General features: G+C 62.5%; 10 protein-coding genes. 6 read left to right on the forward strand and 4 right to left on the reverse strand.

Translation table 11 applies throughout. The features are described from left to right. Nucleotides 1–72: 72 nt before the first annotated feature. From PM1_RS06105 to PM1_RS06130, 6 genes are all read left to right on the forward strand, one after another. On the forward strand, nucleotides 73–1,251 hold the full coding sequence (locus tag PM1_RS06105) for an acetyl-CoA C-acetyltransferase (protein WP_009616251.1): 1,179 nt from the start codon (nucleotides 73–75) through the stop codon (nucleotides 1,249–1,251). Between the two features lie 11 nt (nucleotides 1,252–1,262). After that, entirely contained in the window at nucleotides 1,263–2,237 is a 975-nt protein-coding gene (locus PM1_RS06110) for an NAD(P)H-dependent flavin oxidoreductase (protein ID WP_009616253.1), read from the forward strand. 9 nt (nucleotides 2,238–2,246) lie between these two features. Next, entirely contained in the window at nucleotides 2,247–4,370 is a 2,124-nt protein-coding gene (locus PM1_RS06115; protein WP_009616255.1) for a 3-hydroxyacyl-CoA dehydrogenase NAD-binding domain-containing protein, read from the forward strand. A gap of 25 nt (nucleotides 4,371–4,395) precedes the next feature. Next, the gene (locus PM1_RS06120; RefSeq protein ID WP_009616257.1) at nucleotides 4,396–5,163 is read left to right on the forward strand and encodes a 3-hydroxyacyl-CoA dehydrogenase; all 768 of its coding nucleotides are present in this window, start codon (nucleotides 4,396–4,398) and stop codon (nucleotides 5,161–5,163) included. Between the two features lie 78 nt (nucleotides 5,164–5,241). Beyond that, nucleotides 5,242–6,381, forward strand: coding sequence for an epoxide hydrolase family protein (locus PM1_RS06125; protein WP_009616259.1), 1,140 nt, complete (start codon nucleotides 5,242–5,244; stop codon nucleotides 6,379–6,381). Between the two features lie 50 nt (nucleotides 6,382–6,431). After that, a complete protein-coding gene (locus PM1_RS06130; RefSeq protein WP_009616261.1) occupies nucleotides 6,432–7,028 on the forward strand; it encodes a chalcone isomerase family protein in 597 nt (198 codons plus the stop codon). Nucleotides 7,029–7,115: 87 nt separating this feature from the next. Here the strand turns inward: PM1_RS06130 and PM1_RS06135 are convergent, their stop codons facing one another. From PM1_RS06135 to PM1_RS06150, 4 genes are all read right to left on the reverse strand, one after another. Beyond that, the gene (locus tag PM1_RS06135) at nucleotides 7,116–9,797 is read right to left on the reverse strand and encodes a LuxR C-terminal-related transcriptional regulator (RefSeq protein WP_009616263.1); all 2,682 of its coding nucleotides are present in this window, start codon (nucleotides 9,795–9,797) and stop codon (nucleotides 7,116–7,118) included. A gap of 100 nt (nucleotides 9,798–9,897) precedes the next feature. After that, nucleotides 9,898–10,056, reverse strand: coding sequence for a rubredoxin (locus tag PM1_RS06140; protein WP_009616265.1), 159 nt, complete (start codon nucleotides 10,054–10,056; stop codon nucleotides 9,898–9,900). Continuing rightward, nucleotides 10,053–10,892 carry a fatty acid desaturase gene (locus tag PM1_RS06145; RefSeq protein WP_238603225.1) on the reverse strand — a complete coding sequence of 280 codons (840 nt, stop codon included), beginning with the start codon at nucleotides 10,890–10,892 and terminating at the stop codon, nucleotides 10,053–10,055. The genes PM1_RS06140 and PM1_RS06145 overlap by 4 nt, the downstream gene beginning before the upstream one ends. A 239-nt stretch (nucleotides 10,893–11,131) precedes the next feature. Then, nucleotides 11,132–13,750, reverse strand: a complete 2,619-nt coding sequence (locus PM1_RS06150) for a LuxR C-terminal-related transcriptional regulator (RefSeq protein ID WP_009616269.1) — start codon at nucleotides 13,748–13,750, stop codon at nucleotides 11,132–11,134. Nucleotides 13,751–13,769 lie beyond the last annotated feature (19 nt).

Genomic DNA, 13,769 nt, shown 5'->3' on the forward strand with positions numbered 1-13,769 from the left:
CCCATCGCGCTACTGCGCATGAAACCCGCCTGCTTGAAAGCAGGCTGTCAGTTTGGGATGAGGAGGCAAGACATGAGCCAGGCCTATATCGTTGCAGCAGTTCGTACCGCGGGAGGGCGTCGTAACGGGCGCCTGTCTGGTTGGCACCCGGCGGATCTGTCCGCCCAGGTGCTCAATGAGCTGGTTGCCCGGGTAGATGTCGACCCGGTGCGGATCGATGACGTGATCATGGGCTGCGTCAGCCAGATCGGTGAGCAGTCCAACAACATTGCCCGCAACGCCATCATGTCCTCCGTGCTGCCGGAAAGCGTGCCGGGAACCAGCCTGGATCGTCAGTGCGGCTCTTCCCAGCAGGCCCTGCACTTTGCCGCTCAGGCGGTGATGTCCGGCACTCAGGATATTGTCATTGCCGCCGGCGTCGAGAGCATGACCCGTGTGCCGATGTTCCTGCCCAGCACGCTGCCTCACGAGCATGGTTATGGCCTCTATGTCGGGCCGGCGATGCAGGAGCGTTACCCCGGTGTGCGCTTCAGCCAGTTCACTGGTGCCGAACGCATGGCGCAGAAGTATGGCTTCAGCCGCGAGGACCTGGATCGCTTCGCCCTGACCAGCCACCAACTCGCGGCGCGCGCCGTCGAGGCGGGGGTATTCAAGAATGAAATCCTTGCGCTGCAGGTCCGTACTGCCGAGGCGGGTGCCCTGGATGATCTGCATCTGGTCGATGAGGGCATCCGTTCCGATGCCACCCTGGAAAGTATCGGCAGCGTCAGGCTGCTGCATGAAGGCGGGGTGATTTCCGCCGCCAACGCCAGCCAGGTTTGCGATGGTGCCTCCGGGGTCATGGTGGTCAACGAGCGTGGCCTCAAGGCGCTGGGCGTCGAGCCGCTGGCCCGGATCCATCACATGAGCGTGCTGGGCCATGACCCGGTGATCATGCTCGAAGCCCCCATTCCCGCGACGCAACGGGCACTGGAAAAGTCCGGTATGCGGATCGACGACATTGACCTGTACGAGGTCAACGAGGCCTTTGCCTCCGTGCCTCTGGCCTGGTTGCAAGCGCTCGGCGCGGATGCGTCTCGCCTCAATGTGCATGGCGGGGCCATTGCCCTGGGTCACCCGCTGGGGGCCTCGGGCACCAAGCTGATGACCACCCTGATCAATGCCCTGAATGTACGCGGCAAGCGCTATGGCCTGCAGACCATGTGCGAAGGCGGCGGCATGGCCAACGTCACCATCATCGAGCGTTTGTGAGGAGCGTTGCCATGAAAACCCGGATTACCGAGCTTCTGGGAATCGAATTGCCGATCGTGCAAGGCGGCATGCAGTGGGTGGGGCGTGCGGAAATGGCCGCGGCTGTCTCCAACGCGGGTGGACTGGGCATGCTCACCGGCCTGACACAGCCAACACCGCAGGATCTGCGCGCGGAAATCGAGCGGACCCGGGGCATGACCTCGAAACCGTTCGGCGTGAACCTGACCATCCTGCCCTCGGTCAATCCGCCGCCTTACGCCGAGTACGTCGAAGCGATCATCGACAGCGGCGTGAAAGTGGTGGAAACCGCAGGCAACAGCCCGAAGGAATTCATCGCCCGTTTCAAAGAGAACGGCGTGAAGATCCTGCACAAATGCACCTCGCTGCGGCATGCCCTGTCGGCCGAGCGCAACGGTGTGGACGTGGTGTCCATCGACGGCTTCGAGTGTGCCGGTCACCCAGGTGAAGATGATGTGGGCGGGTTGGTGCTGATTCCGCTGGCTGCCCGTACCCTGAACATTCCCGTGATCGCTTCCGGCGGCATTGCCGATGGCCGTGGCCTGGCGGCTGCGCTGGTGCTGGGGGCCGAAGGGGTGAACATGGGCACCCGTTTCTGCGCAACGGTCGAGGCACCGATTCACCAGGCGATCAAGGAAGCGCTGGTTGGCGCTTCCGAGCGTGAAACCAATCTGATTTTCCGCACCCTGCACAACACTGGACGCGTACTGAAAACTCCGGTGTCGAACGAGGTGGTCAGCCTCGAGCGCCGTGAGGGGGGCTGCGAGTTCAAGGACATCCAGCATCTGGTGTCCGGGCAGAAGGGGCGTCTGGCTCTGGAAACAGGTGACCTGAATGCCGGCCTGGTGTGGGCGGGGCAGGTGGTTGGCCTGATCGGCGATATCCCGACATGCGAGCAGTTGCTCAAGAGGATTATCGCCGAATGCCGTGAGCAGCTTGGCGTGGTCAACGGTTTCTTCGGGAACTGAGGAGGGCATATGTATCAAGGTAAAACCCTCCGTCTGCTGTCGCTGGGAGACGGCTTCGTCGAGCTGTGTTTCGATCGTGCTGGCGAGCCCATCAACAAGCTGGACAAGACCACGGTGCGCGAGCTGCGCGAGGCGGTCGAATCGATTGCCGGTGATCCGGCTTTGCGCGGATTGCTGGTCACCAGCGCCAAGGATGTGTTCATCGTTGGTGCTGACATCACTGAGTTCGCGGCACTGTTTGCGCTTTCCGCCGAGGACATCAGCGCCGATGTCAGCCGCTCCAACCAGTCGTTCCTGGCATTGGAAAACCTGCCGGTGCCGACCCTTTCCGTGATCAATGGCTACGCGCTGGGTGGCGGGCTCGAGCTGGCGTTGAGCACGGACTTCCGTGTGCAGTCGACGACGGCTGAAATCGGCTTGCCGGAAGTCAAACTAGGGCTGATTCCCGGTTTTGGTGGAACAGTGCGTCTGCCTCGGGTAGGGGGAGCCCATACCGCCCTGCACTGGATTGTCAGCGGGCGTCAGGTGACGGCGGAAGACGCTTTGGCGGGTTCTGTGGTTGATGCCATCGCCGAACCGGAAAGCCTGCGGGGCGTTTCCTTGCATATGCTGCGACAGGCGGCGTGCGGGGAGTTGGATTGGCGCTCTGCTCGTCAGCGTAAGCGGCAGCCGGTCCTGACCGATCCACAACTGGCCAACCAGATGTTTCAGCAGGAGCGGGAGCGCCTGCAACAGCGAGGCAACCAACACCTGCCTGCCGCGCAGATGGCCATTACGCTGTTGCAGGATGCGCTGCCCCTGGATGGGCAGCAGGCGTTGGAGCTTGAGTCCAGAGTCTTTGGCCAGGTAGCCAGAACCCAGGCCGCCTCCAGCCTGGTACAGGCATTCCTGAACGATCAGGCGTTGAAGAAAACCCTGCGCCAGTACCGCGCCGATGCCCGCCCGGTCTCGCGTAGCGCGGTACTGGGCGCCGGCATCATGGGCGGTGGGATTGCCTACGGCAATGCGATCAAGGGCATCGATGTCAGGGTCAAGGACATCTCGTTTCCGGCGCTGCAGGCATGCATGGGGGAAGCCCGTCGTCTACTCGACAAGGGTGTCGCTTCCGCCCGCATGAGCCGACCGACGGCCGATGCAGCACTGGCTCGCATTACCCCCTTGCTGGAGTACGAAGGGTTTGACGACGTGCAGATCGTTGTCGAAGCCGTCGTGGAGAAGCTGGACGTCAAGCGGGAGGTCTTGCAGGGGCTGGAGTCGGTCGTTGCGGATGACTGCGTGATAGCCACCAACACCTCCTCGTTGTGCCTGCGTGAGATGGCCGATGCGCTGCAGGACTCGAAACGCCTGGTGGGTTTGCACTTCTTCAATCCCGTACCGCAGATGCCCCTCGTTGAAGTGGTGCGCGGTGAGCATACCGATCAAGCCAGCCTGTGCACTGCCGTGCAATACGTTCTGGCCCTGGGCAAGACGCCCATCGTCGTGAGCGATTGCCCGGGTTTCCTGGTGAACCGCGTATTGACGCCCTACATCCTGGCTTTCCTGGAGTTGCTGGGCGAGGGCGTCGACTTCCAGCGCATCGACCAGGTCATGGAAGCATTCGGTTGGCCGATGGGGCCGGCCTATCTGAATGACGTGGTCGGGATCGATACCGCCGCGCATGTCTTTCGCACCATCGGCTCGGCCTATCCACGGCGCATGTCGGCAGAGCTGAGCCGCCATCTGGATGCGCTGGTCAGGCTGGGGCGACTGGGGCAGAAAAGTGGCTCGGGCTTCTACCAGTACCAGCGTGACGAAGGGGGCAAGGTTCGCAAGATCCCCACCACGGATATCCGCGAGGTAGTGCGTATTGATGCTTTGGCTGCCGAGGTCGGTGATCAACAGATTGTCCGTCGTCTGATGCTGCCGATGCTGCTGGAGGCCGTGCATTGCCTGGATGAAGGTGTGGTGGGCAGTGCCCATGAGCTGGATACCGCGATGACCATGGGGCTAGGCTTCCCGACGCATATGGGCGGACCGCTGAAGTACATCGACTGGCTCGGTGCCGAACAGGTCGTGGAGTGGGCTGGGGCGGTAGGCCTCGGCGTGCCCGAGCGACTGAAGTGCATGGCTCGCGACGCGCAGCGTTTTTATTGATTGATGAAGGCGTAAGGATTTGAACATGCAAGTACAAGACAAGGTATTTCTGGTAACGGGCGCCGCCTCCGGGCTTGGCGCAGCCACTGCTGAACACCTGGTCGCCCAAGGCGCCAAGGTCGTGCTGGCGGACATGAACAGCGAAATGGGCGAGAGCCTGGCGGCGCGTCTCGGCGAGCGTTGTGCCTTTGCCAAGGTCAATGTGACCTCGGCAGAGGATGTGCAAGCCGCCGTACAGTTGGCTGTCGATCGCTTCGGCGGCCTGCATGGCGCGATCAGTTGCGCCGGTATCGGCAATCCGGAAAAGGTGCTGGGCAAGGAGGCGCCGCATCGTCTGGAGAGTTTCGCCAAGGTGATCGAGGTCAATCTGATCGGTACCTTCAACGTCATCCGCCTGGCTGCTTTCCAGATGAGCCAGAACACTCCTAACGAGCAGGGTGAGCGCGGTGTGCTGATCAACACCGCCTCAATTGCGGCATATGACGGCCAGATCGGCCAGGCCGCTTATGCGGCGTCCAAGGGGGGCGTGGTGGGTATGACCCTGCCTATCGCCCGGGAGCTTGCACGCAGCGGCATCCGTATCTGCACCATAGCTCCGGGCCTGTTCGCGACGCCGATCCTCAACATGTTGCCCGATGACGCCAAGAAGGCTCTGGGCGATCAGGTGCCATTCCCTTCGCGACTGGGCTATCCCTCTGAGTTTGCCCAACTCGCTCAGCAGATCATCGAGAACCCGATGCTCAACGGAGAAACCATCCGCCTGGATGGCGCTCTGCGGATGCCTCCACGCTAGATCGCAGCCGTTAGTCATCCCAATTTTTAGCCGGTCTCCGTGGCCGGCTCTTTTTGCCTGTCATAAAGGAATTGTGTGGTGAGTGAAGCTATTGAGTCTTTTGTTCTCAAGGTCGCTGACGATGTGTTGGTGGATCTTCAGCGTCGCCTGGACAACACCCGCTGGGCTTCGGCGGAAACAGTTGGCGACTGGAGCCAGGGCGTTCCCCTGAAGCATTTGCAGGACTTGCTCCACTACTGGCGACACGCGTACGACTGGCGACGCTGTGAGGCTCGCCTGAATCAGCTGGGGCAATTCCGTACACGTATCGACGGCGTGGATATCCATTTCTTACATGTGCGCTCGGCCAACCCCAACGCCATGCCGTTGCTCCTGACCCATGGCTGGCCGGGATCGATCATTGAGTTCCTCAAGGTGATCGATCCGCTGGTCGACCCGCAAGCACATGGCGGTAGTGCCGCGGATGCCTTCCATCTGGTGATCCCATCGCTGCCCGGTTACGGATTTTCTTCCAGCCCCACTGGCCCCGGTTGGGGAGTGGCGCAGATTGCCAGAGCCTGGGCGATCTTGATGGAGCGCCTGGGTTACGAGAGCTATGTCGCTCAGGGCGGAGATTGGGGGGCGGCGGTTACCACTGAGCTGGGCCAGCGCCGGCCCAGGGGATTGCTGGGTATTCATCTGAATATGCCGCTGGTTCTGCCTGAGCCGCCGTATGACAACCTCAGTGACGATGAGGCGCGCATGCTTGGGGCCATGGTTCAGTACCAGCAGGGGCAAGCGGCGTATGCCATGCAGCAGATGACCTGTCCGCAGACCCTGGGTTATGCCCTGGCGGACTCGCCTGCGGGACAGGCCGCGTGGATATTCGAGAAGCTGGTGTCCTGGTCTGACGGTGATGGCGAGCCGGGTCGAGTGTTTTCCCAAGACGAGGTGCTCGACAACATCATGCTCTATTGGCTGGGCAACAAGGGGGCATCGTCCGCTCGCCTGTACTGGGAGAGCTTTGCCGATGGCTTTGGTGCGCGCCAGCTTGATCTGCCTGTGGGTTGCAGCATTTTCCCAAAGGAAATCTATCAGGCCGCGCGTAGCTGGGCCGAGCGCTGCATGAGCCAGCTCATTTACTGGAATGAGGTAGAGCGCGGTGGGCATTTTGCCGCGTTTGAACAACCGGATTTATTTGTTCGTGAAATCAGGGACTGCTTCCGTTTGCTGCGCTAGGTGCTGTGTAGCCAATCATGGAATAGCAAACCAACCAGTGAGGGCGTGCCATGAGTCGTATCGGCGGAAGTTTCATGGGGTTATTCGCAAGCCTCTGGGCGGGGGCGTTGTGGGCCGCAGCGCTGAATCTGCCCGATGGTATATCCATGCAGGTGTCCGAGGTGGTCGCCGGGCAAAGGCTGGAGTTGCTCGGCACGGGTGTGCGCAGCCGCCCCGGTGGGAGGGTGGATTATGTGCTGGGCCTGTATCTGCTGGATGGATGCGAAAGCGCGGCAAAGGTGTTCACCAGTCAGGAACCCAAGAGCGCTCGAGTGATTTTCGTTGATGGCATGAGTTTCGAGCGCGGCCGCAAGGTTATGGTCGAAGACATTATTGTCAACGTCGAGCCGGAGATGTTCGAGCGGGTATCCCAAGCGCTGGCGCAGTTGATCAAGGCCGGGCCGGTGGAGAGCGGCTTTCCCGCGGGCAGTTGGATCGCCTTCAACTACCTCCCGGGGCGTGGCACCGTCTTCGTTTACAACGGTCAGGAAAGCCAGCCGATTCCGGGTGACGAGTTCTATCAGGCGCTGCTCATGCAATGGTTGGGCGCGCGGCCGATCAGCCGGAAGTTCAAGCAGTCGATCCTGGGATCATGCACCGTCGGTTGAGGTTCGCTCTGCATGCGTAGGGGGCTGCGGGCTATCCAGGTTTAGCCATGGGCAGGCTGCTGAGCCTGCTCATGGCTTTCCGCCTGTTCAGATCCAGCCGTGCCGCCGGGCGATGGCAACGGCCTGGGTGCGTGAGTGAGCATCGAGCTTGGAGTGGATGCGACGCAGGTGGGCCTTGACCGTCGTTTCCGAGAGAAAGATCTTGTCGGCGATCTCGCGATTGCGCAGCCCCTCGGCGATGTAATGCAGCACCTGCAGTTCACGCTTGCTCAGTGGCTCGATAACGACAGCCTTCGATGCGGTCTGCCCTCGCGATGCCTCCGCGCTCGGTGGCTCGCCACCCACCTGCTCGAACAGCTGTTCGACAAAGCTGGCGCTGATGCCCTCTGGCAGTGGCACATGCTGCTGCCGGGCCTGCCAGAGACGCAGCAGCGGATGCAGGGCGCTGCCTTCGTCGAGAAAGCTGCGGAAGAAGCCTTCATTGCCGGCCAGCTGCAGCGCTTCGCTGATCAGCTGCAATGCCGCTTGCTGCTTGCCCTGGGCGTACAGGGCCGTGGCCAGCAGCAGCTTGAGTTTCAGGCAGCGACGCAGGCGCAGGTTCTGCCGGGCCTGGGCGCAGGCCCGACGGATATCCTCTTCCACCACGGCCGCCTGCCCGTTGGCAATCGCCAGGCGCCAGCGCATCACTTGCGGAGTTTCGATCTCCTGGGCCGGTAAGGTATAGCCCGCCAGTTCCTGCCACAGCGGCATGCTCTCGACCTCGCGGACGATGCGCTCGCTGAGGAACAGGTCGCCATGCAGCCAGTGCAGCCTGGCCTGCTCCAGACGCGCGCTGGCGCGAACCCGGGGCAGGTCGAGGTCGAGGCCGATATTCTCCAGCTCGGTGAGGTAGCGCAGCGCGGTTTCCCGGTCATCCTCGCAGGTGGCCAGGCGCGAGAGCAGCACATAGGAGAGGATCAGCGCATCGACGTGGCCGTTCTGCCGCGCATAGGGTAGGCACTCGCCAATCAGGCGACGGGCCTGCTCGAGCCGGTTCATCTCATACAACACTTCGGCCAGCGGCACGCCGATCATGGCGCGACCACCAGGCACCCCCTTCTGTCCCTCGCGCCAGGAGCTGCGGTAGCTGGTCTGCAGGCGAACCTGGGCTTGGATCAGACGCCCCTGGAGCAGTTCGATCCAGCCTTCGTTGTAGTCGCCGATGGTACGGATGAAGGTGTTGCGGATCTGGGTTTCCTGGTCGATGGCCTGAACCATCAGCTGGCGCGCCTCGTCGTAGCGGTTGGCGGCAATCATGTGGTGGGACTGGATCGTGACCAGGATGCCTTGTTGCAGCGGGTGTCCATCGGACAGTTGTGGGAGATGCTCGCTGCAGGCCCGAAAGCACTCCTCGATACGATCGCTCATGGCCAGCATCAGGCACTCGAGGGTATGCGCATGAGCTGCCTCGGACGGGGCGTCCCGCTTTATCGCCGCAATATGCGAGGAGGCTTCGGCATGACGGCGGTTGAGGATCAGCGCCCAGGCATAGGACAGGCGCAGGCGTGGGTGGTTGACGAGCAGGTCCGTGGGCAGTTGGTCGAACCAACGTAGCAGGCGGCGTACACGGCCATCCTCGAGCAAGGCCTGGGCGTGGTCTTCGAGCAATTCCAGGGCGGCCTCGGCCTCGCCGGCCAGCAGCAGGTGGTCGATGGCCCGGATCGGTCTGTTCTGTCGGATGAACCATTGGGCCGCCCGCCGCTGGAGCTGCCCATGGCGGTCACCAGGTTGTCGGGCAAGCTGGCTGCGCAGGTAGCTGACGAACAGACTGTGGTAGCGGTAGAGGCTGCCCTGGCTGTCGAGGGGCAGCAGGAACAGGTTGTCGCGCAGCAGGCGGGCCAGCACTTCCCGGCTGTCCCGTCGTTGCATGAGCCAGTCGCAGGCCTCGGCATCGAACTGTTCGAACACACTGCTGGCGAGGAGGAAATCCTGCTGCTCCGGGGCAAGGCGCAGCAGGATGTCTTCGGTCAGGTAGTTGGCCAGTTCGCAATGGCTACCCGAGAAGTGGTGCAGGAGAGCGCTGGGGCCGCTGTGCCGCGGCAGCGAAAGGGTCAGGAGCTGAATGGCTGCCACCCAGCCCTCCGTTCGCGAATGCAGCAGACCGATGTCCTGCGCGCTGAGCTCCTGGGGCAGGCGGGCATGCAGCAGGCGGGTGGTTTCTTCGAGGCTGAGGCAGAGATCCTCGCGGGTGATCTCCAGCAACTGACCCCGGGCGCGCAGGGTGGCCAGTCGTAGGGCCGGTATCTGCCGCGAGCTGATGACCACTTCACCCTGGGGTGGCAGGTACTCCAGCAATTGTTGCAGTAGGGAGAGAACGTCCGGGGCCTGAATCACCTCGAATTCATCGAGCAGAATGGAAAAGGGTTGTGCGCACAGGGCCAGTTGCTCGATCAGGCCGGTGGCATGTGCCGGTTGTTGCGCACTGGCGTTCCAGCCGACCTGCAAGTGGCGGACGAAGCGCTCGAGGTCGTTGTCGGCGGCGTCCAGGCTCAGCCATAGCGTGCGGCGTTTTTCCCGCCGGCAGGCCGCCAGGTATTGCAGGAGCAAGGTGGTCTTGCCGAAACCGGCGGGGGCATGCACCAGTACGAGCTTGCGTGGCGAGCGCTGCGCCAGCCTGCCCAGTATGGCGAGGCGCGGCTCTTGCTGGGCGGGCTCCTGAGGTGGCTGCAGTTTGGACATCACCAGTTGCGGGGGAGATTGTAGAGTCGGCAGGCGGGCAAGGTTACTCATTCTCGACTCCTGATCGACGGGAGCCCTATGGCCCCGAGGATGGTGGTTCTTCTCGACTGGGGGCGGAGGGGCGTGATGGCCCCTCCTGGTGGAATGTGCGTCAGATCTCGTCGAAATCGACCTTGGTCGCGCCGCAGTCCGGGCACATCCAGTCGTCCGGCACGTCGCTCAACGGCGTTCCCGGGGCGATGCCTTCCGCCGGCAGGCCCAATGCTTCGTCGTAGATGAATGAGCAGTAACGACATTGCCAGCGCTTCATGCGGCGTCCCTCCCGGCATGGCGGGCATGCTCGTCGAGTGGCTGCAGGCCGAAGGTTTTGACGATCAGCGGTGAGTTGGCCATGTGCTCGGCGTGCCGCAGTTCCCACAGTTTGATCATGTTGTAGAAGGGCGCAGTCGGGTACAGGTGGTGCATCAGGTGGTAGTTCTGGTAGGCCAGCAGCGGGGTCAGCAACCACTCTGCGCCCGGGCGGATGTTGGAGGCGCGGTATTCATCCTCCTTGGCCGTGCTCTGGAAGGGTTCATGGGGCAGGTAGACGAAGGCCATGACGAACAGGAAGGAGCTGATGCGGGTCGGCAGAATCCATAGCATCAGGGCTTCCAGGCCATAGCCGGCCAGCGTCAGGGCGATCAGCACGCCGATGATCACGGAGAAGTGGATGATCAGGCGTGGCAGGAACTTCTTGCGCATGGCGGCGGGCGCACGCATGAAGAAGTACTTGGTGTAGTAGTAGTCGAAATTGCTCCAGCGCAGGGGGAACAACCAGTCCATCTTGTGCCCGAAGTGATCGGGATCCATGGTGCTGTCGTTGGTGAAGCGGTGGTGCTGCATATGGATGAAACGGGCGACGTTGAATGGCGCGATCGGGCCGAAGAAGAACATGCCGATATGGCCAGGCAGCTCATTGATCCATTTGATGCGCGAGACGGCCCCGTGGGAGGCATCGTGTACGCAGCTGAACAGCAGGTAGATGACCAGCCCATTGATGATCGTCCCCACCCAGAGCGGGATGTTGCCCGCCACGGCGTGGTAGTCCACCAGTCCCAGGGTGCCCAGGGAACCGAAGAACAGCAGCATGGTGGGCCATGCCAGCAAGGGGGCGTCCATCAATTTGCGAAACTGGATATCCTTTGGGGTGACGGTACTCATAGTGCCTCCACGGCGTTTGCCAATGTTGTTTTTGTGAGCTGACTTTGGCACTCGCGCGGTGTGGGAAACCTAGGAGAAAGTCTGGTTTGGCCTTCGGGGTCGGCTTCTGGCGGCAGGCGTGATGTGGCGCCGCGCACGCGCCGTGCATGGCACGACGCAGTCGCCAGGAAATGGGCGGGTGGGAGTTACTCGCCGTGGTTCAGTAGTTGCAGCTGGCGGGCGACGACCAGGGCTCCGGAGCGGTTTTTCACCCCGAGCTTGCCGTAGATGTTGTAGACATGCCATTTGACCGTGGCCAGGGAAATGAACAGCTGGTCGGCGATCTGCTGGTAGGTCAGCCCGGATTCGAGCAGCGCCAGCAATTCCAGTTCGCGCCGCGATAACGGCTCTGCCAGCTGCGTAGCCTTCTTGCAGGATTGCGCTCGCAACTGCAGGGCGTCGCACAGCCGTGCGAACAGCTCCCGCTCGCTCGAGGGCAGGTGCTGTCCGCCGGCATTGCATAGCCACTGCATGGGCGATGCCGAGAAGCGCCGCAGGTCGAGGAAGACCCGGTAGAGGTTGTTTTCGCGGGCCACCTTGAGCGCCCCGCACATGACCTTGCCGGCTGCGGCTGCGCTTTCGGTCTGCGTCAGCAGGGCGGCCTGAACGATCAGCACTCGGCAATGGAGCAGGGGCTGGAGCTGCAGCGCCGGTTCGTCCAGCAGTTGCCGGTAGCGCCTTTCGGCGTCGGCATGGTGTTCGCGGGCGCAGCTCAGCAGCAGCTCGACATAGGCCTGATTCAACCTTGGCACCAGGCGGGTGTCCTGATACTCGGGCTGCGCCATCAGCTGTTCCAGTGCGTTGGCGGCAATCAGCGCTTCGCTGGTACGGCCGTGATCGAGCAGCAGTTCGATACGCTGTTGGTGCAGCAGCGTTTCCAGGCGTCGAGGGTAGAGCGCGCTGATCGCCTGCGCCTCATCCAGCACCTGCAGGGCCTCGCCCAGGCTGCTGCGGGCTGCCAGGCGGGCGCGTACGGCGATCCCGGCGATGGCGCTCTCGATAAGGCCGTGGCTTCTGATATGCCGGTAGCCGATCTCGACGTAGTCGCCGGCCCCGTCCAGGTCGTCATGCTCGTAAGCGATGCGCGATAGCAGCAGCGCGCAGGTGGAGAGGATCGCGGAGTGTTCGCCGATTTCCTGGGCGGCCAGGTAGAACTGCTCGTTGAGCAGCAGGCGGGCGCGGCTGTAGTCACCGAACTCCAGTTGATAGAGGGCGTTGAGCAGGTTGACCCAGATCTTGCCGTACACGCTGCCGGAGCGCTGGATGGCCGATATGGCGCGGATACCGGCGCTCGCTGCGCCGCTGCAGTCGGCGTCGAGACGCAGTGCAATGAGCTGGGCGCTGGCGATCACCGCGATGTCGAAGGCATCGGCATCCGGGTGCTGTTCCAGCCAGTGGCTCGAACGCTCCGCCACGCCTGCGGTCCGGTCCTGGAAGATGGCCAGCACCAGTTCCAGTGAGTCGAGCTTGGACGTATGGTCGCGTCGTTCCTGGGGGCTGAGGCCGGTGTTGTTACGGATGGCCGAGGTCAGTTGCAGGATGCGCTCGTGCGCTTCCTGCCAGCAGTAGGAAAAGGCCAGTGACCAGGTTGACCAGTACACCAGTTCGTTCCATTCGAAGATGGGGCCGACCTGCATGTCACGGGTCCAGTCAACGATGGTGGGCAACTCGCCGAGATTGCGTACCAGGATCTCGCTGGTCTTGCTGATCACCAGACGGGCGACGCGCGGCTCGCCGCTGGCCCGGGCATAGTCGGCGGCCAGCCGATAGCGCTGGTGGCGGATCGACCAGCGCGTGGCTCGCACCAGCAACTTGCGCTGATGGGCCGAGGTGTGGCCCTGATCCAACAGGAATTCGCGGAACAGGGGGTGCAGGCGGTAGTCGTCTAGGTTGCGGTCGCGCGTTTCGAGGAATGCCCCGGCGCGGTACAGGCCTTCCAGTTGTTCATGGCTATCCCGGCGTTGCAGCGCGTAGTCGCAGAGTGCGCCGCAACCGCTGCCGATTACGGCAAAATCGTGAAGGAAGGCTTGCTGCTGCCGATCCAGATGGGTCAGCACCTGCTCCTCGAAGAAGGTACGCAGGCCCTGGTCCCTGCCGGAGAAGGTCACCAGCTTGGCTGATTGTTTCTTGTCTCGTCCGAGGATGCGGCACAGGTTGACCGCAAGCGGCCAGCCTTCGGTTAGCTGGTGCAAGTGCTCGCGCTGGCTGGCGGGCAGTTCCTGGCTGAGCAGCAGGTTGGTTTCGTCGGCGCTGAAGCTCAATTGCGTGCTGTCGATGCTGTGCAACTGGCTTCGCATCTCCAGGCGGGAAAGCTTCAGGGCCGGTTGATGGCGACAGGCCAGGGCGATATGCAGGCGTGGCTGGTCGAGTTGGAGGATCTGCTCCAGCAAGCCCGTGCTATGCGGGCTTTCCAGTTGCTCATAAGCGTCGATGAATATGACCAGGGGCGCCTTGAGGTTCTGCAGGCGTGCCAGCAGCGTTTCAGCAGTGGTGGCGGTGGAGCCTGGCAGCTGCTGGCAAATGGCATGCAGAAGCGTTTCGCTGCCGACCTCGCTCCATTGCTCGGCCGAAATCCATATCCCCTGGGCGTTGGCGCGATGGACATGCTGCATGCAGTAAGCCAGTGCCGTGCTCTTGCCATAGCCTGCGGGGGCGCGGAGCAGTGTCAGACGGTGCGTGGTGAGCTTGCTCAGCAGCACGTCGTAAAGATGGCGCGGGATGAAGCCGGCAGGTGGATAAGCCTGGGGCTGCAAGCAGGTCTTCATTGTTCTTGTTCTTATTGGC

The organism is Pseudomonas sp. M1 (assembly GCF_022760135.1).
GTDB lineage: Bacteria > Pseudomonadota > Gammaproteobacteria > Pseudomonadales > Pseudomonadaceae > Pseudomonas > Pseudomonas citronellolis.